The sequence below is a fragment of the Streptomyces sp. NPDC048566 genome (genome assembly GCF_043199735.1).
In the GTDB taxonomy this organism is placed as follows: domain Bacteria; phylum Actinomycetota; class Actinomycetes; order Streptomycetales; family Streptomycetaceae; genus Streptomyces.
This window is the reverse complement of the sequence record NZ_JBICWL010000007.1, coordinates 185,765-211,767: the sequence shown is the minus strand read 5'-3', so window position 1 is coordinate 211,767 and position 26,003 is coordinate 185,765. Positions and strand designations below refer to the sequence as shown.

Below are 26,003 nucleotides of genomic sequence, written 5' to 3'. Positions count from 1 at the left end.
GCGGCGGTCGGTGCTGCGGTGTGGGGCCGGCGGGCCGGGGTGCCGGCGAGGGTGTGCCGGCCGCGTCGGGAGGGAGGGGCCGCCGCCCGTGGGCCTGCGGGCCGCGGTTTCAGGGGGTGCGGGTGAGGAGCTGTCCGGTGGGCTCGGTGAACTCGCCGCCGAGGACGATGCGTTCGCCGCGCAGCCAGGTCGACTTGACGACACCGTGGAGCGTCTTGCCCGCGTAGGCCGTGACCCGGTTGCGGTGCTGGAGGGCCGCGGGGTCGACGGTGAAGGTCTCGTCGGGGGCGAGGACGGCGAAGTCGGCGTCCCGGCCCGGTGCGATGGAGCCCTTGCGGTCGCCGAGGCCCACGAGTTCGGCCGTGCGGGAGGACATCCAGCGGACCACGTCCTCCAGTCCGTGGCCGCGGGTGCGGGCCTCGGTCCAGACGGCGGACAGGCTGAGCTGGAGGCCGGAGATGCCGCCCCAGGCGGTGGCGAAGTCGTCCGTCTTGAGGTCGGCGGTCGAGGGCGAGTGGTCGGTGACGACGCAGTCGATGGTGCCGTCGGCCAGTGCCTGCCAGAGCAGGTCCCGGTTGGCCGCCTCGCGGATGGGCGGGCAGCACTTGAACTCGCTGGCGCCGTCCGGGACCTCCTCGGCGGTCAGGGTGAGGTAGTGCGGGCAGGTCTCCACGGTGAGCCGGACGCCGTCGGCCTTGGCGGCGGCGATCAGCGGGAGCGCGTCGCTCGACGACAGGTGCAGCACGTGCACTCGCGCGTCGAGCCGGCGGGCCTGCGCGACGAGGCTCTCGACGGCGGTGTCCTCGGCGTCCCGGGGGCGCGAGGCGAGGAAGTCGGCGTACTTGCGGCCGGCCTTCTGCGGGGCGGCGGCCAGGTGGTGCGGGTCCTCGGCGTGGACGATGAGCAGACCGCCGAAGCCGGCGATCTCGGCGAGGGACCGGGTGAGCTGCTCCTGGTCGAGTTCGGGGAACTCCTCGACTCCGGAGGGCGACAGGAACGCCTTGAACCCGAAGACGCCCGCTTCGTGCAGGGGCCGCAGGTCCTTGACGTTGTCGGGCAGGGCGCCGCCCCAGAATCCGACGTCGATGTGCGCCTTGGACCGGGCGACGTCCTGCTTCGTGCTCAGGTTGCCGACCGTCGTCGTCGGCGGGAGGGAGTTGAGGGGCATGTCGACGAGCGTGGTGATGCCGCCCGCGGCGGCGGCACGGGTCGCGGTCCAGAACCCCTCCCACTCGGTGCGTCCGGGGTCGTTCACATGGACGTGGGTGTCGACCAGTCCGGGCATCAGGACGTCGTCGCCGAAGTCCTCCGACCGGGCACCGGCCGGCACCTCGGCGTCGTGCGGGAGCACGGCCGTGATCTTCCCGGCGGCGACCGCGACCGAAGCGGCACGCGTTCCCTCGGGGGTGATGACGCGCGTCGAGCGCAGCACCAGTTCGACGTCGGACACCCGGACCTCTCTCTCTGCCGCCGTTGACCCGCGCCGACGCGGGTTCACGTCCGCGTAACAGAATTCAACGTTCTGTTGAAGGAGTCTTCACTCCGGCCCCCGCCCCGTCAAGGGGGCGCCGCGCGTCGCACCCGCTCGCGACCCCTTCTCTAGAGGTTTCCACAAGACGGAAGTAAGATTCCGACAGGCAGAACGTAGTGACGTACAACCAGGGAGTCGACCGACTGCCGGGTAGGCTGCGTGCCTGCCCGTCCGCCACCGGCCACGCCCTGATCGAGAACCTCGGCTCCCGTCTCTCGATTCTGCGCCCTGAAAGGACCGCCGCCGTGCCGCCCTCCAGCGCCAGCACCACCGACGCCGCCAAATCGCCCGCTCCCAGTGGTGGCGTCCAGTCCCTGGAGCGCGCCTTCGACCTGCTGGAGCGCATGGCGGACGCCGGCGGCGAGGTCGGCCTGAGCGAGCTGTCCGCGAGCAGCGGACTGCCGCTGCCCACCATCCACCGCCTGATGCGCACCCTGGTCGCCTGCGGCTACGTACGCCAGCAGGCCAACCGCCGCTACGCGCTCGGCCCGCGGCTGATCCGGCTCGGCGAGTCGGCGTCCCGGCTGCTCGGCACCTGGGCCCGCCCTTATCTCGCCCGGCTCGTGGAGGAGACCGGCGAGACCGCGAACATGGCGCTGCTGGACGGGGACGAGATCGTCTACGTCGCCCAGGTGCCCTCCAAGCACTCGATGCGCATGTTCACCGAGGTGGGCCGCCGGGTGCTGCCCCACTCCACGGGGGTGGGCAAGGCACTGCTGGCCCACACCCCGGCGGACGAGGTGCGCGCGCTGCTCTCCCGGACCGGGATGCCCGCCGCGACCGAGAAGACGATCACCACGCCGGACGGTTTCCTCGCCGCGCTGGAGGACGTGCGCCGCACCGGGTACGCGGTGGACGACAACGAGCAGGAGATCGGCGTCCGCTGCCTGGCCGTCCCGGTACCCGACTCCCCCACCGCGGCGGCCATCTCCATCTCCGGTCCGGCGGGCCGGGTCACCGAGGCCGCCACGGAGAAGATCGTGCCGGTGCTCCAGCAGGTGGCGGCGGAGCTGTCGGAGGCCCTGGCCAGCTCGGGACCGGGCGGCGCCTGACCCTCCCGGCCCCCGGCAGAGCGCGTCCCCGACTCGGCGGCACCGCGTCCGACCGCCGTCGCAGACGCGCGGCGGCCCGGGCTCCCGCACCGCCCCGTCGTCCCACCGTGCGTGGCGCGGACCGGCGGGACGACGCGGCGGGAGGCGACCGGCCCGCTGCCGTCCGGGGGCACCGCTGCCCGCCGGCACCACGACTCCTTCCGGGAGGTCGCCCAGCGCCCCACCGCGCGCTCGCGCCCGGGCGCGACGGGTCGCCGTGGAGGATGCCCCGGCCGTGCTCCCCGCCGATCGGCGCGGTGCCGAGGGCGTCGGCCCCGCGCGGGTCCGGGTGGTACGCCGGTGGACCGCTCAGCCGGCGGTCGTCGCGGCGGGCGCGGCCAGCCGGCCGTCGTGCATCTCCCCGACCGCGTCCGCCTCGTCGAGGCGGGCGCGGTCGTGCGTCACGAGGACCGTGGCGGTACCGCGTTCGCGGGTGAGCCGGAACAGCAGGCCGAGGACCGCCGCGCCGCGCTCGTGGTCGAGGGCGCTGGTCGGTTCGTCGACGAGCAGCACCGACGGTTCGTTGACCAGCGCGCGGGCGATGTTCACCCGCTGCCGCTGCCCGCCGGACAGCTGGTGGGGGCGGCGGTGCGCCAGGTCGCCGAGACCGACCGCGCCGAGCAGGTCACGCGCCCGGCCGGTCACCCGCCGCCCCCCGTCCAGCCGTCCCATCAGCTCCAGCTGCTCCAGGGCCGTCAGCGACGGCAGCAGGTTGGGCTGCTGGAACACGATCCCGATCTCCCGCCGCCGCAGCACGGCCCGCTCCGCGGGGCGCAGCGCCACCGTGTCCGTCCCGCCGACGAGGATCCGCCCGCGGTCGGGGGTGACCAGGGTCGCCGCGACCGCGAGGAGGCTGGACTTGCCGGACCCCGAGGGGCCGACGAGCGCGGTGGTGGTGCCGGCCGGCACGACGAGGCCGACCTCGTCCAGCGCGGTCAGCCGGCCGTCGCCGTCCGGATAGGTGAGGGTGACGGTGTCGAGGGTCAGGCTCATGGAAGTGCTTTCTGTGGTCGGTCGGTGGGTGCCGGCGTGTTCAGCGGACGCTGCCCAGCGCGGTCAGCGGGTCGACGGCGGTGATCCGCCGGACCGAGAGGGCCGCGCCGGCCGTGCCGAGGACGATCAGCACACCGGCGGGCACCAGCACGGTCGGGCCGTCCAGCACGAACGGCACGTCGCCGCCGCGTACGAGGACCCCGGCCCCGGTCGCCAGGGCGGTGCCCAGCGCGGTGCCGGCGACCAGGACCAGCGCCGCCTGGCCGAGCGCGTCCCGCAGCAGGTAGGGGGTCGAGGCGCCGAGGGCCTTGAGCACGGCGATGTCGGGGGACCGCTGGATCGTCCAGACCGTGAAGAACGCCCCGACGACGAGCGCGGAGATGACGAAGAGGAAGCCGCGCATGAGCTGGAGCGAACCGTTCTCGGCGCGGTAGGAGCCGATGGCGGTGAGCGCGGCGTCCCGGGTGAGGGTCCGCGTCCCCGCGGCCCGGTCCGCGGCCGCCAGATCGGCGCCGTCGGTCCGCAGCGCGATCACCGTCGCCGGCCCGGACGGCCCGGTCCACACCACCGGCGTGTGGCTGAACGCGGCGTCGCCGGACACCGCGGCGACCGTCCACCCCTTCCCGCCGAACCGCACCCGGTCCCCCGGGCCCGCGTCGAGCGCGGCGGCGGCCTTCCCCGACAGCACGACCCGTCCCGCGCCGACCCCGGCCGGTGCGATGCCGGCCTCCGGCCGGACGGCGAACGCCGACACCGCGGCCGTCCGGTGGCCCGCGGAGGCGTTCAGGGTGCGCACGCCGATCGGCTCGGCGGAGTCGACGCCCGGCCGCCCCGCCCAGTCCCGCACCGCCGCCGGGCCGATCGCGGAGCCCGTGAAGGACACGGGCCGGCCGGCGGGCGGCGCGGCGAAGGCGAGGTGGTCGGCGGGCAGCCCGGTGACGGCCGAGGTGTTCTCCTCGGCGAGGCCGGCCGTGAGTCCGGACAGCAGGCCCACGAGCAGGGTGATCAGGACGACGACGGCTCCCATGAGGGCGAACCGTCCCGTGGCGGACCGGAGGTCTCTCCATGCGACGAACATGGCTCCCACCCTGCGGCCGGGCGGCCGTCCGGGGCATCGCGCGGCGGCATGGTCGACCGGCGCCGGAGGGCGGAGCGGCAGCGGCCGGACGGAGGACCGCCGGGAGCGGCGGGGTGGAGGCCGTTTTCCACCTTTCGGTTGACCGCGGCCGGCCGGGACCCGCCTACCCTGGAACGACCATGAACGACCCCCGCCGCTCCCCCGTCGTCGCCACCCTGCGCAGATGCCTGTACGCCCTGCTCGCCGGGCTCCTCGCGCTGACCGCCGTCCGTTCCGGGGACACCGCCCGCCCCTGGGCCGTCGTCCTGGCGGCTCTGGCCACCGGCGCGGTGCTCGCCGCGGGCGCGTTCGGCCCGGCGGTGCGGCGGTCGCGGCGGGCGGCGGCCGGCTGGCTGGCCGCGCTGAGCGCGGGCTGGCTGGTCCTCCTCGTGCTGTCCCCGGACGCGCTGTGGGTGGCCTTTCCCCTCTACTTCCTCCAACTGCACCTGCTGCCCGCCCGGTGGGGCGCGCCCGCCGTGGTGCTGACCGCGGGCGCGGCCATCGCCGGCTTCGTGGCGCACGGAGCGCCGCCGACCCCGGGCGCGTTCATCGGCCCGCTCCTCGGGGCGGCGGTCGCGACGGCGACGGTGTTCGGCTACGAGGCGCTGTACCGGGAGAGCGAGCGGCGGCGGAACCTGATCGAGGAGCTGGTGGCCACCCGCGCGGAACTGGCCGAGGCCGAGCGCGCCGCGGGGACGCTCGCCGAGCGGGAGCGACTCGCGCACGAGATCCACGACACGCTGGCGCAGGGGCTGTCCAGCATCCAGCTGCTGCTGCGGGCCGCCCAGCGGCTGCTGCCCGCGGACTCGCCGGCGGCCCCGCACCTGGAACAGGCCCGCACGACCGCGCAGGACAACCTCGCCGAGGCCCGCCGCTTCGTCCGCGCGCTGACACCTCCCGGTCTCGACGGGGGGTCGCTCGGGGCGGCCCTGGAGCGCCTGTGCCGGCCGGCCGCCGTGGACGCGCCCGTGGTGCGCTGCACGGTCAGCGGACCGCCGGTGGCGCTGCCGACCCCCTACGAGGTCGCGCTGCTGCGGATCGCGCAGTCCGCGCTCGGCAACACCCTGCGGCACGCGCGCGCCGACCGTGTGGAGATCACCCTGAGTTTCATGGACACCGCGGTCGCCCTGGACGTCGTCGACGACGGCACCGGTTTCACCCCCCGGGCCGCGGGCCCGCACGGCGGCGGCCCGGACGGCCGGGGCACCGGGCGCGGTGCGCCGGACGCGGACCGGGCCGACGGAGGCTTCGGGCTGCCCGCCATGCGCTCCCGCGCCCGGTCGCTGGGCGGCACCCTCACCGTCGAGTCGGCGCCCGGACAGGGCACGGCGGTCGCGGTCACGCTGCCGCTGCCCGCGGTCGCGGACCCGCGGCCCGAGGCCGGGCCGCACGGCCGGCTCCCCGGGCCGCCCGCCGTGGGGAGCGCCGCGTGAGCGTCCGCCTGCTGCTCGCCGACGACCACCCCGTCGTCCGCGCCGGCCTGCGCGCCGTGCTGTCCGCGGAGCCGGACTTCGAGGTCGTCGCCGAGGCGCCGACGGCACAGGCCGCGGTGGAGCGTGCCCGGGCGGGCGGGGTCGACGTGGTCCTCATGGACCTCCAGTTCGGCGGCGGTCCGGACGGCGCGTGGGCCACCGCGGCGATCACGGAACGGCCCGGCGCCCCGCGGGTGCTCGTGCTGACCACGTACGACACCGACGCGGACATCCTCGCCGCGGTCGAGGCGGGTGCCTGCGGCTACCTGCTCAAGGACGCCCCGCCCGAGGAACTGTCGGCGGCGGTGCGCACCGCCGCCTCGGGGCATTCCGCGCTCGCGCCCGCGGTCGCGGACCGGCTGATGGACCGGATGCGCACGCCGGCGGCCTCGTTGAGCCGCCGCGAGCTGGAGGTGCTGGAACTGGTCAGGGACGGTCTGTCGAACCAGCGGATCAGCAAGGAGCTGTTCCTGAGCCAGGCCACCGTCAAGTCCCACCTGGTGCACATCTACGCCAAGCTGGGCGTGGACTCCCGTACCGCGGCGGTGGCGGCGGCCACCGAGCGCGGCATCGTGCGCCGGCGTGGCTGAGCCCCCCGGCCGGTCGCCGTTTCGCCGGTGGCCGCCCGGCCCGGGCGGCGGACGCGGACCGCGGCCGGTGAACGGGGGCGGCCTCCGACCGGAGGGCGAGTCGCGCCGCGGGCGGCGGACGGGGCGCGCCGTGAGCGGGGGCGGGGCGGACGCGGCGGCCGGGACCGGGCCGGCGGCGGGGCCTCCCGGTCAACGAGGGCTCGGGCGCGGAGGGTCGCCGAAGAGGTCGACCGCGCTGCGGACGTCGGCGAGGCGCCGGGAGAGCGCGCTGACCGAGCCGAGGGAACCGGCGATCAGCAGCAGGGAGCGGCGCAGCCGGGGCGTCTCGGGAACGCCGCCCGCGGCCATCGCGGCGAGGGCGGCGAGTTCGTCCTCGGCGATGGCGCGGTCGGGGAAGTCGGCGGGATGCGCGGCGAGTCCGCGGCGCAGCCGGGAGACGGCCGCCCTCAGTTCCGCCACCCTCGGGTCCTCGTCGCCGCCCGTCACCGGTCTCCGCCCCAAGCTCCGCACCCCGTTCTCCCCCTCGCACGCCGTCGTGCGTCGGCCCCTCCCCTACCGGCCCCGCACCGGCGGCCGGGCCGCGGGGCGCGGGCCAGTAAACGCCACCCGGTGCGCCGGGCGCCACCGCGCGGACCGAAATCCGGCCCGGGGGCGCGTCGACCGCGAACCGGGGTCGCGGAGCGCCGCGCGGGCCGGTCCGGTATGCAGGGGGCATGACGCAGAACACGGACCAGGTGACCGGGCTGCTGCTGGCGGCCGGAGGCGGCCGCCGGCTCGGCAACCGCCCCAAGGCCCTGCTGCCCCACCGCGGGCGGCCCCTCGTCGAGCACGCGGTCGGGGTGCTGCGGGCCGGCGGCTGTGCGCGCGTCCACGTGGTGCTCGGCGCGCGGGCGGCACAGGTGCGGGAGCGGGCCGATCTGTCCGGCTGCGTGGTGGTGGACAACGCGGACTGGGAGGAGGGCATGGGCTCCTCCCTGCGGGCGGGTCTGCGGTCGCTGGCCGGCTCGGGGGCGACCGCGGCGCTGGTATCGCTGGTGGACCAGCCCGGGATCGGCGCGGAGGCGGTGGCGCGGGTGCTCGGTGCCCACACCTCGCCCCGGTCGCTGGCCGCCGCGGCCTACGGCGGGCGGCGCGGCCATCCGGTGCTGTTCGGCGCGGACCACTGGGCGGGGATCACGGCGACGGCGACCGGGGACCGGGGTGCGCGCGCCTACCTCGCGGCCCACCGGGACGCGATCACACTCGTGGAGTGCGGCGACGTCGCGCGGGCCTTCGACATCGACACGGAGGCCGACCTGGTCCACCTGGAGTGAACGGGATGGCACCCAGCGCCACCTTGTGTCGACTCAGAGAATCTCGACATCAACAAACCATTGAACTTCCACCATGAGGAAACTAGTATCCACTGATCAGAAGCGCCCCGCCGTGTCGAGGGCGCCCGGCGCCGTCCCCTCGCGCCCTGGCACCGGGTGCCACGGCGCGTCGACGCCGTACCGGTCCGTCCGGACAGTCCGTAGCAGCCCGCACGTAGTTCGCTGAAGGAAGTGACAGCTCATGTCCGCACCAGCGCCGTCCCCGCTGGCCATCGTCGACGCCGAGCCCCTGCCCCGGCAGGATGAGGTCCTCACCGGTGCGGCCCTCGCCTTCGTGGCCGAGCTGCACCGGCTGTTCACGCCCCGGCGTGAGGAGCTCCTCGCCCGCCGCGCCGAGCGCCGCGCCGAGATCGCCCGCACCTGCACCCTCGACTTCCTGCCGGAGACCGCCGCCATCCGCGCGGACGACTCCTGGCGGGTCGCTCCCGCCCCGGCCGCGCTGAACGACCGCCGGGTCGAGATCACCGGCCCCACCGACCGCAAGATGACCGTCAACGCCCTCAACTCCGGCGCCCGCGTGTGGCTCGCGGACTTCGAGGACGCCTCCGCTCCCACCTGGGAGAACGTCGTCTCCGGTCAGGTCAACCTGATCGACGCCTACACCCGGAACATCGACTTCACCGACCCGCGGTCGGGCAAGTCCTACGCGCTCAAGGCCGACGAGGAACTCGCCACGGTCGTCATGCGCCCGCGCGGCTGGCACCTGGACGAGCGCCACCTGGTCGACGCGGACGGCACGCCGGTGCCCGGCGCGCTGGTCGACTTCGGCCTGTACTTCTTCCACAACGCGCAGCGGCTCATCGACCTCGGCAAGGGCCCCTACTTCTACCTGCCGAAGACCGAGTCGCACCTTGAGGCCCGGCTGTGGAACGACGTGTTCGTCTTCGCCCAGGACTACGTGGGCATCCCGCAGGGCACGGTCCGCGCGACCGTCCTGATCGAGACGATCACCGCCGCCTACGAGATGGACGAGATCCTCTACGAACTCCGCGACCACGCGGCCGGGCTGAACGCCGGCCGCTGGGACTACCTGTTCTCCATCGTCAAGAACTTCCGTGACGGCGGCGCCAAGTTCGTCCTGCCGGACCGCAACGCGGTCACGATGACGGCGCCGTTCATGCGCGCCTACACCGAACTCCTCGTCCGCACCTGCCACAAGCGGGGCGCGCACGCGATCGGCGGCATGGCCGCGTTCATCCCCTCGCGCCGCGACGAGGAGGTCAACCGGATCGCCTTCGAGAAGGTCAAGGCCGACAAGGACCGCGAGGCGGGCGACGGCTTCGACGGTTCGTGGGTGGCCCACCCCGACCTGGTCCCGATCGCGATGGCCTCCTTCGACGCGGTGCTCGGCGACCGGCCGAACCAGAAGGAGCGGCTGCGCGAGGACGTGTCCGTCGCGGCAGGCGACCTGATCGCCGTCGACTCGCTGGACGCCCGCCCGACCTACGACGGCCTGGTCAACGCCGTGCAGGTCGGCATCCGCTACATCGAGGCATGGCTGCGCGGGCTGGGCGCGGTGGCGATCTTCAACCTGATGGAGGACGCCGCCACCGCCGAGATCTCCCGCTCGCAGATCTGGCAGTGGATCAACGCCGGTGTCGTCTTCGAGCACGACGGGCGCACCGTGGCGGCCACCCCCGAGCTGGCCCGCGAGATCGCCGCCGAGGAGCTCGCGGCCGTCCGCGCCGAGATCGGCGAGGAGGCGTTCGCGGCCGGTTCCTGGCAGCAGGCGCACGACCTGCTCCTCAAGGTCGCCCTGGACGAGGACTACGCGGACTTCCTCACCCTGCCGGCCTACGAGCAGCTGGCCGGCTGACCGCGTCAGCCCGCCGAGCGGTCCGCGTGGCCCAGGGACATGCCCGGGGCCAGGCGGTCGCGGACGACGCGCTTGACCGCCGTGGGCTCGGGGAAGCCCTGGTCCCGGCGGTCCCACACCACCTCGCCGCCGACCCGGACCACGAACACGCCGCCGGTGCCCGGCTTCAGGGACAGCTCCTCCAGCTCCGCCTCGAAGGTGGTGAGGAGTTCCTGGGCCAGCCAGGCCGCCCGGGGCAGCCAGCGGCACTGCGTGCAGTACTCGATCTGCACGCGCCGACCGCCCGTCGGCCGGCCGTCCCCGGGCTGTGCGTCCGTCTTCGGGGTCCTCGTCGCGGGTGTCTCCATCGGGGGTGCCTCCGTCGCTGGTGTCTGCGTCATCCCAGGTGCACCGACCAGTCCTGTTCCGCCGCCGGTTTGCCATGCAGGTCGGGGACGCGTTTGAGCCAGTCGGGGCGGTCCTGCCGGGTCCGTTCCACCCGGTCGGCGTCCTCCGCGGCGAGCTGCTCGCGGCTCGGGAAGTCCGTGGGGAGCCAGGCCGCGGAGGCCGCCACGCGGGCGAGCAGGTAGCCGACGTAGGCGTCCCGGACCGCGCCCGGGCCCGCGAAGCCCGGTTCGCCGGCCAGCCAGACGTCGGGCACCTGCGCCAGCACCGAGCGCAGCAGCTCCTCGGTGACCTTCGGGGCGAGCTCGGCGTCGGCGGCCCGGGTGTCGGGCCCGTGGCCGCCGAGCGCGTGACTGCGGAAGTCGTACGCCCGTTCGGGTGCGGAGGTGTCCCAGCGGTGGTGGAAGACGAGGGCGGCCCCGTGGTCGATGAGCCACAGGCGGGGCGGCGCCACGCCGAGGGTGGGCCACACCATGAGGTTCGAGCTGTGCACGGTGCGGTCCACGTTGACCGTGAGGGCGTCCAGCCAGACCACCCGTCCCGCCTCCAGCGGGTCGACGGGGAAGGTCCGCGCGACCTCGGGGGTGAAGTCCCGGGCGCCCGGCAGGTGGTCCATGCCGAGGTTGAGCCCGGCGCTGGCCCGCAGCAGGTCCTGAACCTCCCTGTGGGGTTCGTGCCCGCCGACGGCCGGGTCGAAGTGGACGAGGACCAGCTCGGGGAAGCGCAGGCCGAGGGCGCGGGCCAGCTCCCCGACGACGATCTCCGCGACGAGCGCCTTGCGGCCCTGCGCGGCACCGGTGAACTTCACGACGTAGGTCCCCAGGTCGTCGGCCTCGACGACCCCGGGCACGGAGCCGCCGGCCGTCAGCGGGGTCACGTATCGGACAGCGGTCACGTCGCGCAGCACACCCGCCACTGTAGAACAGCCGCTCGCCCCCGCCTCCCGGGTCAGGAGGCGGCCAGCGGGTTGGGCACCGGGAGGTAGCGGGCGTCCGCGCCGTCGGCGCCGGTCCAGCGCAGCAGCAGGTTGGCCTTGCCCGGCAGGGTGGGCGAGGCGAGCAGGGCGGCGATCTCGGGCAGCAGCCCGGCCCGGTCGTGGCGCAGGAGTTCGGCCCGGACCGCCGCCCACGGCTCGCTTCCGGGGAAGCGCTCGGCGAGGAGCGCGGCCAGCTCGGCGAGATGGTTGACGACCAGGCAGTACACGAGCCGCTCCCAGCCGGCCGCGCGGGTCACGCCGGGCAGCAGCTTCACGCCCTCGGCGTCCCGGAAGAGCGCCTGCACGGGCAGTCCCGCCCGGTCCACGGCCACGAGCGTGTTCTGCAGGTGCGCCTCGACGACGACGCCGTGGCGCGCGAAGGCGTCCAGGACCGGGGGCACCACCTGCCGGAGGTAGGCGGCCCACCAGGGCGCGGGGTCGGTGAGCCGGTCCAGCGGGCTGCCGTCGAACCCCTCCACCAGGGCGGCGGCGAGCAGCGGGCCGGCGCCGGGCACGAGGTGGCGGGCGAAGCCGTCGCGGACCAGGACGGCGAGTTCCTCGAAGGCGAAGTCGGCGGTGCGGTAGCCGCGGTCGCTGAGCCAGGCGGCCGGTCCGTCGTGCGCGGCGAAGGCGGCGGCGGTCGCCGCGTCCCTGGCGCGGGTCGCCAGCAGGTCGTGGCGCCACAGCCGGCGGACGTCGTTGGTGATGCGCACGTCGAGGCTGAACTTGACGAACAGGTCGTCCTGCGGGGCGTACAGGGTGCGGACGGCGGCGGTGGGCCACAGGGCGCGGCCGGTGCGCCCCAGACGCAGCAGCCGGCCGTCCGCGCGCGCCGCGCGGATCGCCGGCGAGGTCCGGGTGAGGGCGAGCTGCCAGGGGTGGGCGGGCAGCAGCCGGTAGCCGGGAGGGGCCTGACCCAGCGCGTCGAGCGCGCTCGTGTCGCCGTCCTCGGCGACGGCGTCCTCCCGCACCGCGAGCAGCTCCAGCGGGAAGGAGGCGTAGGCCTCGGGGGCGTAGGGGAGCCACTCGGCGGGGGCGCCGAAGCCGCGGACCTTGGGGGCCGGATGATGCGGGTGGCCCAGGAGCAGGGACTGCTCGGAGCGGCGGTAGGCGTCCTCGGGCACCCGCGCCCGGGCGCGGGCGCGCAGCAGCGCGGCGACGGTCTCCCGGCTGCGGGTCATCTCCCGTGCCAGCGCGGTGTTGGCGACACCGGTGGCGGACCGCAGTTCGTCGGCGGTCAGCCGGACCAGCTCCCGGTGGCCGATCCGGCGCCAGGCGCCGCCGGTGTGCACCTCGGGTCCCGCGGGGCGCCGGGTGCCGCGCACCCGCAGCAGCGCGCCCCCGGCGGGCAGCCGGTGCAGGCCCGGTTCCGGCGCGGGGCGCGCCACTTCGCGCAGGAGGCAGTTGAGCAGCGGCGCGATGGCGTACGCCTCGGCCGCCTCGTCCGCGTCACCCCCGGTGAGCGCGGCGAACACGGTCGGCTTCACGTCCACGCGGTCCATCCGGTCCGTTCGATCCGTACGGTGCACTGGTGATCAGTATGTCTGCCCCGGCGGACGCCCGCGACGCCGTCCCCGTACCCGAGGAGCCCGCCCGTGCCCCGTCCCCGCCCGTACGACACCGAGGCCGCGTTCGCCGGGGAACTGAACGGTGTGCGCCCCGAGCTGTCGGCGCCGTACGCGGCGGCGCTGCCCGGCGCGCGGGCGGCGGTACTGACCCGGTTGTGGCGCGCGCTGGGTCACGAGCCGCTGCCGTGGATCGCCGGCCGGGAGGTGTCCAGTGACGGCCTGACGGTGCTGCTGCGGGACGGGCGGCGGCTCCGGGGGCCGTGCGCGGACCCGTACGCGACGGACGCGTACGTCACCGAGGTGCTGCTGGAGGGGCGGCCGTACACCCGTCCGGAGGCGCTGGTGAGGGCTCTCGGCGTCCCGCACGGCGGCTCCTTCGCGGCCGAACTCGCGCACAGCACGGCCTCGTCGGCGCTGTCGCGGGCCGACCGGGCGCCCGGCGGACCGGGGGCCGGCGCGGACAGCGGGGAGTGGGAGCGGCGGATCGTGGACGGGCATCCGTACCACCCCTGCTGCCGCGCCCGGCCCGGCTTCTCGGTGGCCGAGCAGTTCGCCTACGGACCGGAGCACCGGCCCGAGGTCCGGCTGGGGCTGGTGGCGGTGCGGGACGCCCTGGTGAGCGGAGCGTGGCCGGCGTGGCTGCGGGACGGGGAGCGGACGCTGATCCCGGTACACCCCTGGCAGGCCGCGCACGTGCTGGACGCGGAGGTCCGGCCGGGCTTCGCGGCGCAGCCGCTGATGTCGCTGCGCACGCTCGCGGTACCGGACGGGCCGCACGTGAAGACGGCGTTGAGCACCCGGCTGACCTCGTCCGTGCGGGACATCTCGGCGTACTCGGTGCGGACGGCGCAGACGGTCTCCGCCTTCCTGGCGGACCTGGTGGAACGGCTGGGGCTGCCGTTGCGCGTCACGCGCACGCTCGGCGCGGCCGGCGCGGGAACCCCCGACCTCGCCGCGGTGCTGCGGGAGCCGCCCGACGCCCACGCCGGTCCGGGTGAGCGGTGCGTGCCGGTGGCCGCCCTGCCGCTCACCGGGCTGCCCGGGCGGCCCGGCTGGTCGGCCGCGTTCGCCCGGCTCGCCCTCGGAACGGGGCTGCGGCTGCTGGAGGCGGGCGTGGCCCTGGAGGCGCACGGGCAGAACCTGCTGGTGGTCCTGGACGCGTCGGACACCCCGGTCCGGCTCGTCTACCGCGACCTGGCCGACATCCGGCTCGGTCCGGACCGGCTGGCCCGCCACGGCGTCCCGGTCCCCCGCCTGTCCGGCCGGATCGTCACCGACGACGAGAGCGCCCTGCGGCGCAAGCTGTTCGGCTCGCTCGTGGCGGGGGCGCTGGGTGCGGTGACCGGTTCGGCGGCGGCCCTGGCCGAGGCGCTGGAGAACGCGGCACCGGACCTGCCGCGCACGGCGGACCTGCGCGCGCTCCTGGACGAGCCCCTTCCCGCAAAGGCGCTCACCGTGATGCGCCTGTCCCCCGGCACCCCCGGTGACCAGTGGACACTGCTGCCCCAACCGCGCTGCGGACCACGGCCGTTGTGAGATCGGGCGCCCCTCGTTTTGAAGCGGGGCACCTTTGATCAATAGGATCCGCCGATGATCACAAGACAACGGCTGGCGGCGGGCGTCTGCGCCCTGCTCGCCGCCCTGACCGCGGGGATCGCGTTCCCGGCCGGCGCGGTCGCCGACGAGACGACGGCGACCGCGCCCAAGGTCGAACTCCTGCTGGACGTCAGCGGTTCGATGCGTGCCCGCGACATCGACGGCCAGTCGCGGATGTCCGCGGCCAAGCAGGCGTTCAACGAGGTGCTCGACGCCACGCCGGAGGAGGTGCAGCTCGGCATCCGCACGCTCGGGGCCGACTATCCCGGCGACGACCGCAAGACGGGCTGCAAGGACACCGCCCAGCTCTACCCGGTGGGGACGCTGGACCGCACGGAGGCCAAGACCGCCGTCGCGACCCTGAACCCGACCGGCTGGACCCCGATAGGCCCCGCCCTGCTGAAGGCGGCCGACGACCTCCAGGGCGGTGAGGGGACCCGGCGGATCGTGCTGATCAGCGACGGCGAGGACACCTGCCGCCCCCTCGACCCGTGCGAGGTGGCCCGCGAGATCGCCGCCAAGGGCGTCGACCTCACCATCGACACCCTCGGCCTGGTCCCGAACGCGAAGTTGCGCAAGCAGCTGAGCTGCATCGCCGAGGCGACGGGCGGCACCTACACCTCGGTCGAGCACAAGGAACAACTCAGCGACCGCGTGAACCAGTTGGTCGACCGGGCCGCCGACCCGGTGGTGAAGCCGGTGGCCGTGGAGGGCGCCTCCTCCTGCACCGGGGCCCCCGCCGTCACGTCGGGCCTGTACACCGACCGCGAGGAGTTCGCGCAGCAGCGCTGGTACCGGGTGGAGTTGGAGCCCGGCAAGGAGCTGCGCGCCTCGGTGAGCATCGCCGCCGACCGCCGGGTCGACCCGGACTACGGGGTGCTGCTGCGAGCGGTCACCGTGCACGGCCGGGAGATCGTGCGCGGCGAGGCGTCCGGACACGGCCGCACCGACGTGGTGTCGACCGGTCTGCGCTATCCGAAGGCCGAGGAGGACGACGAGGACGCGCCCGCCGAGGTCGTGTGCCTCCAGGTCACCCACTCCTTCTCCGCCGCGTCCGGGGTGAAGACCACGCCCGGACTGCCGCTGGAGCTGACCGTCGACGTCGTCGACGGTCCCGACCAGGCCGCGGACGTGGCCTCGTTCGGCCTCGGCCGCGGCTGGTGGCTGCTCGGCGCCCTGGTGATCGCCGGCTTCCTCGCCGGTGTCCTGTGGGGCTGGATCTCACGCTGGCGGTTCGCGGTCTGGAGGACCAACTGATGCGTGTCCGACGAGTGCTGAACACGGCGGCGCTGCTGGGGGTCGCCATGGCGCCCGTGCTGCTCACCGCCGCCGCCTCCCCCGCCGCCGCCGGCCCCTCGCCCTCGGCGAGCCCGTCCGGCGACGGCGCCGCCCCCACCCGGGCCGGTACGTCGTTCCGTACGGCGACCGAGGTCGAGCAGGGCGTCGACGCCACCGCGAACGGCTCGACGGGCGACTACCTGTACTGGTCGTTTCCCGCGGACGCCGGGCAGCGGCCCACCGTGAAGGCGAGCGTGAAGCTGCCGGAGGCGTCCCGGCCCGCCGGTGCGCAGACCTGGCAGATCGACGTGTACGACGGTCTGCGGCGCCGTCAGGCGTGCCAGTACGGGGCGCAGACCCGGACGGTGCCGGCGGACGCGTCCGAGGTGGAGCTGGCCTGCACCCTGCGTACCGTCCGCGCCTGGTCGGAGACGTGGGCGAACGACCCGCTGCCGGGCACGTACTACGTCCGGCTCACCGCGACCGGGCTCGGCACGGGCGACCTCGGACAGCCGGTGAGCGCCGGACTGCGGGTGGACTCCAAGGACATCGGCGGTTCGGCCGCGGTGGACGGCTCGCTCGCCCAGCCGCTCGTCCCGGGCGTCGCGGTGACCGGGGAGCCCGGGGACTCCGGCGAGTCGGGCGAGTCCGGGGAGGACTCGGGTTCGCCCGCCGCGGCACTGTCCTCGCTCGAACCCGACGACGGCTGGACGTCCGGCTGGTGGTCCGACCGCTGGGTGTGGACCGGGATCGGCGGCGTCCTCGCGGCGCTCGCGGGGATCGGCGGCTACGCGCTCACGCGGGGCCGCGGACGCCCGAACCGGGTCCCGCCGGGCGCCTGACCCGCCCGCCCGTCCCACGGCCCGCCGCGTCCCCCGTCCGGGGGACGCGGCGGGCCGTGCGCGTCCCGACGGCGGTCCCGCACGTCGCCCGGCCGGTTCGGCACGCCCCCGGCCGGTGCCGCCGTCACACGGCGCGCAGCTCCCCGGCCAGCGGCCCGTCCCCGGTCACCTCGGCCCGGCCGCGCCGCAGCAGGTCGGGCAGCGCCGCCCCGCCCCGGCTGATCTCCTCGCACGCCGCCGTGTCCAGCGTGAGCCGGGCGTCGGGCTCGCCGGGGGCCGGCCCGTCCCCGTACGGCGGCGCCTGCGGGCTGCCGAGCCGTACGTGGAAGCAGCCCTCGTCCAGCCGGACTTCGAGCAGTCCCCGCCCCGCACCGAGGGCGTGCAGCGCGCGCAGCAGCGGCAGCGCGAACCAGTGCGCGCGCACGGCGTCGGTGGGCCGCCGGGCCGCGAGCGCGGGCGCGCCCCACGCGCCGAGCGCCTGGAGGACCGGCAGCAACTCCGCTCCCCGCTCGGTGAGTTCGTAGACCTGGGCGCCGGCCGGCGGCGGGAGGCGGCGGCGGGTGGCCAGGCCGTCGCGTTCCATGTCCTTCAGCCGGGAGGCGAGGACGTCGGTGCTGACCCCCGGCAGGTCGGCGTGCAGGTCGGTGTACCGGCGCGGCCCGCCGAGCAGTTCGCGGACGATCAGGAGGGTCCACCGGTCGCCGACGGCGTCCAGGGCGCGGGCGGCGGAACAGTACTGGTCGTAGCTTCGGCGCGGTGGCATGGGAGGCAGTCTAGCCATCTTGTTGGACTTTCCAAGCTCTCACTTGGTAAAACCAAGCAACACCACAACCGGAGGGCGCAGCGCATGGAGTTCCGGCAGTCGAGCAAGCTCAGCGAGGTCTGTTACGAGATCCGCGGCCCGGTGATCGAGCAGGCCGACGCACTGGAGGCGGCGGGCCACAGCGTGCTGCGCCTGAACACCGGCAACCCGGCGCTCTTCGGCTTCGAGGCACCCGAGGAGATCCTCCAGGACATGATCCGGATGCTGCCGCGGGCGCACGGCTACACGGACTCCCGGGGCATCCTGTCCGCCCGCCGCGCGGTCGCCCAGCGCTACCAGGACCGGGGCCTGGAGGTCGGCGTGGACGACGTCTTCCTCGGCAACGGGGTGTCCGAGCTGGTCTCCATGGCGGTCCAGGCGCTGGTCGAGGACGGGGACGAAGTACTCATCCCCGCACCGGACTTCCCGCTGTGGACGGCCGTCACCACGCTCGCCGGCGGCACCGCGGTGCACTACCTGTGCGACGAGCAGGCCGACTGGTACCCGGACCTGGACGACATGGCGGCGAAGATCACCGACCGGACCCGCGCGGTCGTCGTCATCAACCCCAACAACCCGACGGGCGCGGTCTATCCGCGGGAGATCGTCGAGGGCATCCTCGACCTCGCCCGCCGGCACGGCCTGATGGTCTTCGCGGACGAGATCTACGACCAGATCCTGTACGACGACGAGGTGCACCACTCGGCCGCCGCGCTCGCCCCCGACCTCGTCGTCCTCACCTTCTGCGGCCTGTCGAAGACCTACCGCGTCGCGGGCTTCCGCTCCGGCTGGCTGGTGGTCACCGGGCCCCGGCAGCACGCCCGCAGCTACCTGGAGGGGCTGACCATGCTCGCCTCGATGCGGCTGTGCGCCAACGCCCCCGCGCAGTACGCCATCCAGGCCGCGCTGGGCGGCCGGCAGTCCATCCACGAACTGACCGGGCCCGGCGGCCGGCTGCGCGAGCAGCGCGACCGCGCGTGGGAGAAGCTGAACGAGATCCCCGGCATCTCCTGCGTCAAGCCCAAGGGCGCGCTGTACGCGTTCCCGCGCATCGATCCGGCGGTGCATCCGATCCACGACGACGAGCGGTTCGTCCTCGACCTGCTGCTGCGCGAGAAGATCCAGGTCGTCCAGGGCACCGGCTTCAACTGGCCGCGCCCGGACCACTTCCGCATCCTCACCCTGCCGCACGCCGACGACCTGGACGCCGCGATCAGCAGGATCGGCCGGTTCCTGAGCGGGTACCGGCAGGAGGCCGGGCCCGGCGGAGGCGGCCGGTAGGGCCGACCGGAGGACCCGGTGCTGCGCCCCCGTGCGGCGGGTGACACCGTACGGGGGACGGTATCCGAGGCAGGACGGAAAGGGTGCGGCGATGGGTGACCTGCTCCTCGTACGGCACGGCGAGACCGAGTGGTCGATGTCGGGACGGCACACGGGGTCGACCGATGTCCCGCTGACCGACAACGGCCGGGAGCAGGCGCGGCGGCTCGCCCCGCTGATCGCCCGGCACCACATCGCGGCGGCGTTCGTCAGCCCGATGCGCAGGGCCCGCGAGACGGCCGAGCTGGCCGGGGTCGGCGGCGCCCGGGTGGACGCCGACCTCTCCGAGTGGGACTACGGCGGGTACGAGGGCATCACCACCGTGGAGATCCACCGCGAACGGCCCGACTGGTTCCTGTTCACCGACGGCGTGGCACAGGGACCGCCGGAGCACCCCGGCGAGAGCCCGGACCAGGTGGGCGCGCGTGCCGAGCGGATGCTGGCGCGGATCGACGCGGCCCTCGCCGAGTCGGAGGGCAGCGTGGTCGTCGTGTCGCACGGCCACTTCCTGCGGGTGCTGACCGCGCGACGGCTCGGACTGCCCGCCCAGTCCGGGGCGCTGTTCCAGCTCGGCACCGGGACGATGAGCCGGCTCAGCACCGAGCACCGGCGGCACGTGGTGGCCGGGTGGAACGTCCGACCCGACGCGTACTGTTCCCATGGTCCGCTCGTCGCCGACGGGAACCAGCCCGGGCAGCGGTGACCCGGGGCGGGCGGAGCACCCCGGCCGCACCGGGTGGAGGGAGCCCGCCGTGACACGACCGCCGACCGCCGCGCAGCGGCGCCTGATCGACGCCGCCGACCCCGTCACCGGGCGGCTGCGGGGCACCGAGGCGCAGCTGGCCGCCCTGGTGCGGCGCGGCCTGGCGTTCCGTCATCCGCGTCCCCCGCGCGAGCACTTCCTGACCCCCGCCGGGCACCGGCTCCGGGAGGCGCCCGCGGACCCGGCCCCGGTGCCCGGCGGCCCGCCGCCCGGGGAGCCGCCCCCCGGGGAGCGGCCCGGGGTGTTCTCCGCGCGGATCGGCGGCGAGGAGGGCGCCGATCCGGGGCCCGCGCGGCTGCGGGAGGCGCGCGGCGCCTTCGCGGGCCTGCTGGAACTGCGCCGGATGACCCGGGGGGACGGCGCCACCGACCTCCCGTGCGACTGGGAGCGCGCGCATCTGGTGCAGGCCGCCGCGCTCGCCCTGGAGGCGGCGGGTCACCGGCCCGCGGTGGCGCGCGGCGAGGGCTACCGGGTGCGGGCGACGCCCCAGCCGGAGGCGGTCGCCGTGCACGAGGCCGACCCGGCGGTCCTGCGGGCCTGTGCGGACACCCTGGAGGCGGCGGGCTGGCAGACGAGCGAGCACGCCGAACCGCGCACGGGCGCCCGCTATGTGCTCGCCTCGCCCCGGCGGGCCTGAGCCGCCCCCTGCCGCGCGGGCCCGAACCGCTGTGACATGCACGGGATCGGGCCCCTTCCGGTACGCCGGGCCCCCGCCGTCGTGCGAGTCTCGCAGCACCGGCCGAACCGTCGCGCCGGAGTCGTCGAAGGGAAGCTCGTGGCAGAGCCGTTTTCCGTGCCCGTGACCGTGCGTGGGTACGAGACCGATGTGCAGGGCCACCTCAATCAGGCCGTCTACCTCCAGTACGCCGAGCACGCGCGCTGGTCGGTGCTCCAGGCGGCCGGGATCAGCCAGGCGGTGCTGGCGGCGCGGGGGGTCGGCCCGGTCGCCCTGGAGACCACCATCCGCTACCGCCGGGAGTTGCGGGCCGGCGACGAGGTCGAGGTGACCTGCGTCTTCCTGTGGGGCGAGGGCAAGAGCTTCCGCATCGAGCAGACGATCCGGAAGACGGACGGCACGGTGGCCGCCGAGATCTCGGCGGTCGGCGGCCTGATGGACCTCGCGGAGCGCCGGCTGGTGTCCGGCCCGCGGGACGCGTTCACGGCGCTCGCCACCGATCCCGGCCCACTGGGCCTGTGACCCGCCCGGAGGGGCCCTACGGCCCCTCCGGTCCCGCCCGCCGACCGCGGGCAGCGCATCCGGCCGCCGCGGCCGGTGCTCCGCCGGCGCGGGGCCCGGCGACGATGCCGCGTCGCCCTCCGGCGGCGCGCCTCCCCTCACCGTGCCGAACGGGTGTACGTCCTGACGCATCTCTGGTAGGAAACCTTCCTAACAATATGCAGCACCCCCCACTCCCCTACCGGAGGCACCGTGAACACCCCCCACACGGGTACCTCGCGCCGCGCCCTGCTCGCCCTGTTCGGGGCGTCGGTCGTGGCCGGGCCGCTCCTCGCCGCCCGGAGCGCGTCCGCCGCGCCGACCGGGCTGGACGACCCGGCGAAGAAGGAGATAGCCATGCGGCTGGTCTCCAGCGCGGAGAACTCCTCGCTGGACTGGAAGGCCCAGTACCGCTACATCGAGGACATCGGCGACGGCCGCGGCTACACGGCCGGGATCATCGGCTTCTGCTCGGGCACCGGCGACATGCTGGACCTCGTCGAGCTGTACACGCGGCGCGTGCCCGGCAACGTGCTCGCCCGCTACCTGCCCGCCCTGCGCCGGGTGGACGGGAGCGACTCCCACGAGGGACTCGACCCCCGCTTCCCCGCCGACTGGCGCACGGCGGCCGGGGACCCCGCGTTCCGGCAGGCCCAGGACGACGAACGCGACCGGGTCTACTTCGACCCCGCCGTCCGGCAGGGCAAGGCCGACGGCATCGGCGTGCTCGGCCAGTTCGCCTACTACGACGCCATCGTGATGCACGGCGACGGCGGCGACGCCACCGGCTTCGGCAGCATCCGCCGCCGCGCGCTGAACACCGCCCGGACCCCCGCGCAGGGCGGCGACGAGGTGACCTACCTGGACGCCTTCCTGGACGCGCGGGTGTGGGCCATGGAGCAGGAGGAGGCCCACTCGGACACCAGCCGGGTCGACACCGCGCAGCGGGTCTTCCTGCGCCAGGGCAACCTCGACCTGCACACGCCGCTGGACTGGAAGGTCTACGGCGACAGCTACCACATCGGCTGACCCGCGGGCGGACGGCTCGGGGCGCGGCACGGTCACCCGTGCCGCGCCCCGTGTCCGCCGTGCGCGTGCCCACCGGGCCGCGCGGGTCAGTGCGCCGGTACCGCGGTCAGGTCCTCCCCCGCCTCCATGGGGTGGGTGACCTCGCCCGCGTCCTCGCGTCCTCGGCCGAGGTGGTTGAAGACGAGGTTGAGGACCACGGCCGCGACGCAGCCCGTGGAGATGCCGGAGTCGAGGACGATCCGCGCGGTCTCCGGGAACGCGTGGTAGAAGCCGGGCGCGGTGATCGGGATGATGCCGACCGCCAGCGAGACGGCGACGATCAGGACGTTGTTGTCCTTCTCCAGGCCGGCCCTGACCAGGGTCTGGATGCCGCTGGCGGCCACCGAGCCGAACAGCACGACCCCCGCGCCGCCGAGCACCGGGCGCGGCACCACGGCGATCAGGGACGCGGCCATCGGGCACAGGCCCATCAGGACGAGGAAGCCGCCGCCGGTGGCGACCACGTACCGGCTGCGGATGCGCGTCATCGCGACCAGGCCGATGTTCTGCGCGAAGGCGCTGCACATGAACCCGTTGAACAGCGGGCTCAGCGCCGAGCCGAGGGTGTCGGCGCGCAGTCCGGCCGCGATCGTCCGCTCGTCGGCGGGCCGCTCGACTATCTCGCCGAGCGCCAGCATGTCCGCGGTCGACTCGGTCATCGAGACGACCATGACCACGCACAGCGAGAGGATCGCGGCGAGGTGGAACTGCGGGGCGCCGAAGTGGAACGGCGTGGGGAAGCCGACGACGTCGGCGTCGGCCACCGGGCCGAAGTCCGTGACCCCGAACGGGATCGCGACGAGCGTGCCCGCCACGAGGCCGAGCAGCACCGCGATCTGCTTGACGAAGCCGCGGGTGAAGCGGCGCAGCAGCAGCACGATGACGAGGGTCACCGCCGCGAGACCGAGGTAGGTCTGCGAACCGTAGTCGTGCGCGGCGGGATCGGGTCCCTGCGCCCAGCCGAAGGCGACCGGCAGCAGGGAGACGCCGATCAGTGTGATGACGGTGCCGGTGACGACGGGCGGGAAGAAGCGGACGGCCTTGCTGAAGAAGGGGGCGGCGAGGAAGCCGAGCACACCCGCGACGACGACCGCGCCGTAGATGATCGGCAGGGCGTCGCTCTTGTCCTTGGCCGCGGCGACGACGGCGGTCATCGGGGCGACGCCGGCGAACGTGACGCCGTTGACGAACGGCAGGCGCGCTCCGATCTTCCAGAAGCCGAGCGTCTGGAGGAAGGTGGCCAGGCCCGCGGTGAACAGGCAGGCGCCGGTGAGGAAGGTGAGGTCGGTGGCGGAGAGGCCGACGGCCGCGCCCACGATCAGGGGCGGGGCGACGACGCCGGCGTACATGGCGGCCACGTGCTGCAGCCCGCTCGTCGCCATCTTGAGGGCGGGCAGTTTCTCGTCAACCGGGTGCTTCGACTGGCCTGGTGCTCCAGTTGCTCCGGTGGGTCGTGCATCGGTGCTGGGCTCGGGCTGGGCGGCCACGGCGGCTCCTCCGGTCGGGTACACGTCGCCGTCGACGTGGGTGTCAGGGAGGTGATGCGCGGTCGTGCGGGACCGGGACGACGACCGTCGCGCGGACGCGGTGTCCACGAGGCGGGGACCGTTCCGGGGCGCGCACGTCCATGCGCGCCCCGGACACGGCCGCCATGGACCCCGCTCGGGTCCACGGCCACCGGCCGAGGGCCGTCCCCCTCGGCCGGAGATCTTCGGTTGGTCAGGCCCCCGCGGCGATCCGCGCGAGGCGCTGCGCCTCCGCCCGCGTGGAGCGGGCGATGGCGTCCTCGTCGACGGTGAGGAGCCGGCCGTCCTCGACGACCGGCCTACCGTTGACGAGGGAGAGGGTGACGGGCGCCGCCGCTCCGAAGACGAGCGCCGTCACCGGGTCGGCGATCGAGGCGTGCGCCAGCGTGTCGAGGTTCCACAGCACGAGGTCGGCGAGCTTGCCCGCCTCCAGGGAACCGATCTGGCTCGCGCGGCCGAGGACCCGGGCACCGCCGAAGGTGCCGAGGCGCAGCGCCTGGCGGGCGTTCAGGGCGGCCTCGCGGTGGGCGCCGAGACGGTTGATCAGGAGCGCGTTGCGCAGTTCCGTGTGGAGTTCGCCGGACTCGTTGGACGCGGTGCCGTCGACGCCGAGGCCGACCGGGACGCCGGCCGCGAGCATGTCGGGGACCCGGGCGATGCCGGCGGCGAGGCGGGCGTTGGAGGACGGGCAGTGGGCGACGCCCGTCCCGGTCCGGGCGAAGGCGGCGATGTCGGAGTCGTTCATGTGGACGCAGTGCGCCATCCACACGTCCTCGCCGAGCCAGCCGGTCGACTCGAAGTAGTCGGTCGGACCCATGCCGAACAGCTCCTTGCAGAACTGCTCCTCCTCGACGGTCTCCGAGCCGTGCGTGTGCAGCCGTACGCCCTTGCGGCGGGCCAGCTCGGCGCCTTGCTTCATGAGTTCGGTGGAGACGGAGAAGGGCGAGCAGGGGGCGACGGCCACCTGGGTCATGGCGTCGAAGGAGGGGTCGTGGTGCTCGTCCACGGTCTGCTCGGTGGCGGCGAGCGCCCCGTCGAGGGTCTCGACGGCGAAGTCCGGCGGCAGTCCGCCGTCCTTCTCGCTGCGGTCCATCGAGCCGCGGGCGAGGGTGAAGCGCACGCCGGTCTCGCGGGCGGCCCGGATGATGGCGCCGGACAGGTCGCCGGAGCCCTGGGGGAAGACGTAGTGGTGGTCCATGGCGGTGGTGACCCCGCCGCGGGCCATCATGGCCAGCGAGCCCTGGGCCGCCGCGTAGGCCATCGGCTCGTCGATGCGCGCCCAGGTCGGGTACAGCGCGACGAGCCAGTCGAAGAGGTTGTGGTCCGTGGCCAGGCCGCGGGTGATCCACTGGTAGAAGTGGTGGTGGGTGTTGACCAGGCCGGGGGTGGCCAGGTGTCCGGTGCCGTCGATGCGGCGGACCACGTTCTCCAGGTTCGCGGGGGCCTTCCCGGCGCCCACCGACTCGATCCTGTTGTCGGCCACGACGACGTGACCCGAGGCGTACTCGGTGTCGTCCGCGTCCACGGTCGCGATGGCGCAGTTCTCGATGACGATGCGCTGGACTGCCACGACGGTTCCTCAATCTTCCCATTGGTGGACGGATCCGGGGGCCGAGCGGGGTGACGACCGGGTCCGTGGTGCTGTGGTTGCGCAGATGCCCCCGCTCTCCCCTGGGACGTGACGCCGGCGCACGCGTCGGGGCAGGGCGGCAGTACCGCGGGGGCGGCCCGTCCGTCGCGGGCCGCCCGTGCAGTACTACACGCCGGTGAGGTCCACCGGGATGCGCGGCTCGCAGCCGTCCCGCAGGACGGTGCCCTCGATCAGCCCGTACGGGCGGTCGGCCGCGAAGTAGACCTCGTTGTCGTTCTCCAGGCCGAAGGGCTCCAGGTCCACGAGGAAGTGGTGCTTGTTCGGCAGCGAGAAGCGCACCTCGTCGATCTCGCTGCGGTTGTTGATGATCCGCGCGCCCATCTGGTAGAGCGTCTGCTGGAGCGAGAGGGAGTAGGTCTCCGCGAAGGCCTGGAGCATGTGCTTGCGGACCTGGTCGTAGGACTTCTCCCAGTTGGGCGCCTTCTGCTCGTCGCCGGTCCAGTTGAAGCGCCAGCGGGCGGAGACCTCGGTGGCCAGGATGCGGTCGTAGGCCTCCTGGAGCGTCGTGTACTTGTCCTTGACGTAGCCCCAGAACTCGGAGTTGGTCGAGTTCATCACGACGAGGTCCTTGAGGCCCGAGACGACCTCCCAGTTCTCGCCGTCGAAGGTGATCTGGCTGACCCGGGTCTCCTGGCCCTTGCGGACGAAGGAGTGCTTGACCTCGTCGGCGCCGATGAACCGGGAGTTGGCGTCGGAGCTCTCGATCCGCTCCCAGGCGTACTCCTCGATGCGGATGCGCGCCCGCTTGATCGGCTCCTGGCTGGTCACGAAGTGCCGGGCCAGGTGGATGCCGAACTGCTCGGCGGACTCGATGCCGTGCTCCTTGGCGAAGGCGAACACCGTGTTCTTGGTGGTGTCCGTCGGCAGGACGTTGGCGTTGGAGCCGGAGAGGTGGACGTCCTGCATGTCGCCGCTCAGCGCGACGGAGACGTTCAGGTCCTTGATGTGGTGCGTGGCGCCGTCGCGGGTGATCTTGACGACGCGGTTCTCGGCCTTGCCGTACTGGTTCTGTCCCAGAATCGTGGGCATG

24 protein-coding genes are annotated in these 26,003 nt (G+C 74.5%); 13 read left to right on the top strand and 11 right to left on the bottom strand.

The features are described 5' to 3' along the window. Positions 1 to 109: 109 nt before the first annotated feature. Complete coding sequence (gene allB / locus ACGFS9_RS14800; protein ID WP_393253330.1) at positions 110 to 1,450, bottom strand: allantoinase AllB; 1,341 nt, start codon at positions 1,448 to 1,450, stop codon at positions 110 to 112. Positions 1,451 to 1,776: 326 nt separating this feature from the next. On the opposite strand from allB, the gene ACGFS9_RS14795 reads away from it, so the two are divergent. Beyond that, positions 1,777 to 2,583 carry an IclR family transcriptional regulator gene (locus tag ACGFS9_RS14795; protein WP_393253478.1) on the top strand — a complete coding sequence of 269 codons (807 nt, stop codon included), beginning with the start codon at positions 1,777 to 1,779 and terminating at the stop codon, positions 2,581 to 2,583. Positions 2,584 to 2,931: 348 nt separating this feature from the next. On the opposite strand, the gene ACGFS9_RS14790 is transcribed toward ACGFS9_RS14795, so the two are convergent. Next, entirely contained in the window at positions 2,932 to 3,615 is a 684-nt protein-coding gene (locus tag ACGFS9_RS14790; protein WP_393253328.1) for an ABC transporter ATP-binding protein, read from the bottom strand. Between the two features lie 40 nt (positions 3,616 to 3,655). Beyond that, complete coding sequence (locus ACGFS9_RS14785; RefSeq protein ID WP_393253327.1) at positions 3,656 to 4,693, bottom strand: ABC transporter permease; 1,038 nt, start codon at positions 4,691 to 4,693, stop codon at positions 3,656 to 3,658. Between the two features lie 179 nt (positions 4,694 to 4,872). Between ACGFS9_RS14785 and ACGFS9_RS14780 the strand changes: the two genes are divergently transcribed. Then, entirely contained in the window at positions 4,873 to 6,165 is a 1,293-nt protein-coding gene (locus tag ACGFS9_RS14780; protein WP_393253326.1) for a sensor histidine kinase, read from the top strand. Further along, a complete protein-coding gene (locus ACGFS9_RS14775; RefSeq protein ID WP_393253324.1) occupies positions 6,162 to 6,794 on the top strand; it encodes a response regulator in 633 nt (210 codons plus the stop codon). Before ACGFS9_RS14780 ends, ACGFS9_RS14775 begins: the two co-directional genes overlap by 4 nt. Before the next feature lie 189 nt (positions 6,795 to 6,983). Here ACGFS9_RS14775 and ACGFS9_RS14770 read toward each other — a convergent pair whose 3' ends face one another. Beyond that, the gene (locus ACGFS9_RS14770; protein WP_393253476.1) at positions 6,984 to 7,280 is read right to left on the bottom strand and encodes a DUF5955 family protein; all 297 of its coding nucleotides are present in this window, start codon (positions 7,278 to 7,280) and stop codon (positions 6,984 to 6,986) included. A gap of 227 nt (positions 7,281 to 7,507) precedes the next feature. Between ACGFS9_RS14770 and ACGFS9_RS14765 the strand changes: the two genes are divergently transcribed. Further along, positions 7,508 to 8,107 (top strand): NTP transferase domain-containing protein, encoded by a 600-nt coding sequence (locus ACGFS9_RS14765; RefSeq protein ID WP_393253322.1) that lies wholly within the window; start codon positions 7,508 to 7,510, stop codon positions 8,105 to 8,107. A gap of 241 nt (positions 8,108 to 8,348) precedes the next feature. After that, complete coding sequence (gene aceB / locus ACGFS9_RS14760) at positions 8,349 to 9,983, top strand: malate synthase A (RefSeq protein ID WP_393253320.1); 1,635 nt, start codon at positions 8,349 to 8,351, stop codon at positions 9,981 to 9,983. A gap of 5 nt (positions 9,984 to 9,988) precedes the next feature. Here aceB and ACGFS9_RS14755 read toward each other — a convergent pair whose 3' ends face one another. Genes ACGFS9_RS14755 through ACGFS9_RS14745 form a run of 3 tightly spaced genes read right to left on the bottom strand, consistent with a single transcriptional unit; the run spans position 9,989 to position 12,845 of the window. Continuing rightward, on the bottom strand, positions 9,989 to 10,330 hold the full coding sequence (locus tag ACGFS9_RS14755; protein WP_393253475.1) for a SelT/SelW/SelH family protein: 342 nt from the start codon (positions 10,328 to 10,330) through the stop codon (positions 9,989 to 9,991). Between the two features lie 29 nt (positions 10,331 to 10,359). Then, the gene (locus ACGFS9_RS14750) at positions 10,360 to 11,274 is read right to left on the bottom strand and encodes a HipA family kinase (protein ID WP_393253319.1); all 915 of its coding nucleotides are present in this window, start codon (positions 11,272 to 11,274) and stop codon (positions 10,360 to 10,362) included. A gap of 41 nt (positions 11,275 to 11,315) precedes the next feature. Continuing rightward, positions 11,316 to 12,845, bottom strand: coding sequence for an IucA/IucC family protein (locus tag ACGFS9_RS14745; RefSeq protein WP_393253317.1), 1,530 nt, complete (start codon positions 12,843 to 12,845; stop codon positions 11,316 to 11,318). Positions 12,846 to 12,938: 93 nt separating this feature from the next. Between ACGFS9_RS14745 and ACGFS9_RS14740 the strand changes: the two genes are divergently transcribed. Genes ACGFS9_RS14740 through ACGFS9_RS14730 form a run of 3 tightly spaced genes read left to right on the top strand, consistent with a single transcriptional unit; the run spans position 12,939 to position 16,627 of the window. Continuing rightward, positions 12,939 to 14,447, top strand: a complete 1,509-nt coding sequence (locus ACGFS9_RS14740; protein ID WP_393253315.1) for an IucA/IucC family protein — start codon at positions 12,939 to 12,941, stop codon at positions 14,445 to 14,447. A 54-nt stretch (positions 14,448 to 14,501) separates the two neighbouring features. After that, complete coding sequence (locus ACGFS9_RS14735) at positions 14,502 to 15,764, top strand: VWA domain-containing protein (protein WP_393253314.1); 1,263 nt, start codon at positions 14,502 to 14,504, stop codon at positions 15,762 to 15,764. After that, the gene (locus ACGFS9_RS14730; RefSeq protein WP_393253312.1) at positions 15,764 to 16,627 is read left to right on the top strand and encodes a hypothetical protein; all 864 of its coding nucleotides are present in this window, start codon (positions 15,764 to 15,766) and stop codon (positions 16,625 to 16,627) included. The genes ACGFS9_RS14735 and ACGFS9_RS14730 overlap by 1 nt, the downstream gene beginning before the upstream one ends. A 124-nt stretch (positions 16,628 to 16,751) precedes the next feature. Here ACGFS9_RS14730 and ACGFS9_RS14725 read toward each other — a convergent pair whose 3' ends face one another. After that, positions 16,752 to 17,390, bottom strand: a complete 639-nt coding sequence (locus tag ACGFS9_RS14725; protein WP_393253311.1) for a winged helix-turn-helix transcriptional regulator — start codon at positions 17,388 to 17,390, stop codon at positions 16,752 to 16,754. Positions 17,391 to 17,474: 84 nt separating this feature from the next. Between ACGFS9_RS14725 and ACGFS9_RS14720 the strand changes: the two genes are divergently transcribed. From ACGFS9_RS14720 to ACGFS9_RS14700, 5 genes are all read left to right on the top strand, one after another. After that, positions 17,475 to 18,710, top strand: coding sequence for a pyridoxal phosphate-dependent aminotransferase (locus ACGFS9_RS14720; RefSeq protein WP_393253310.1), 1,236 nt, complete (start codon positions 17,475 to 17,477; stop codon positions 18,708 to 18,710). Positions 18,711 to 18,801: 91 nt separating this feature from the next. Continuing rightward, positions 18,802 to 19,452 (top strand): histidine phosphatase family protein, encoded by a 651-nt coding sequence (locus ACGFS9_RS14715; protein WP_393253308.1) that lies wholly within the window; start codon positions 18,802 to 18,804, stop codon positions 19,450 to 19,452. 49 nt (positions 19,453 to 19,501) lie between these two features. Next, positions 19,502 to 20,149, top strand: coding sequence for a hypothetical protein (locus tag ACGFS9_RS14710; protein WP_393253306.1), 648 nt, complete (start codon positions 19,502 to 19,504; stop codon positions 20,147 to 20,149). Positions 20,150 to 20,287: 138 nt separating this feature from the next. Beyond that, complete coding sequence (locus tag ACGFS9_RS14705) at positions 20,288 to 20,710, top strand: acyl-CoA thioesterase (RefSeq protein WP_393253305.1); 423 nt, start codon at positions 20,288 to 20,290, stop codon at positions 20,708 to 20,710. Between the two features lie 231 nt (positions 20,711 to 20,941). Further along, entirely contained in the window at positions 20,942 to 21,757 is an 816-nt protein-coding gene (locus ACGFS9_RS14700) for a chitosanase (RefSeq protein WP_393253304.1), read from the top strand. 86 nt (positions 21,758 to 21,843) lie between these two features. Here the strand turns inward: ACGFS9_RS14700 and ACGFS9_RS14695 are convergent, their stop codons facing one another. The 3 genes from ACGFS9_RS14695 to pucL all read right to left on the bottom strand — a co-directional run bounded on the left by ACGFS9_RS14695 (position 21,844) and on the right by pucL (position 26,002). Continuing rightward, complete coding sequence (locus ACGFS9_RS14695; RefSeq protein WP_393253473.1) at positions 21,844 to 23,178, bottom strand: nucleobase:cation symporter-2 family protein; 1,335 nt, start codon at positions 23,176 to 23,178, stop codon at positions 21,844 to 21,846. 337 nt (positions 23,179 to 23,515) lie between these two features. Next, entirely contained in the window at positions 23,516 to 24,892 is a 1,377-nt protein-coding gene (locus tag ACGFS9_RS14690) for an 8-oxoguanine deaminase (RefSeq protein ID WP_393253302.1), read from the bottom strand. Positions 24,893 to 25,078: 186 nt separating this feature from the next. Continuing rightward, complete coding sequence (pucL, locus tag ACGFS9_RS14685; protein WP_393253300.1) at positions 25,079 to 26,002, bottom strand: factor-independent urate hydroxylase; 924 nt, start codon at positions 26,000 to 26,002, stop codon at positions 25,079 to 25,081. Position 26,003: the final 1 nt, after the last annotated feature.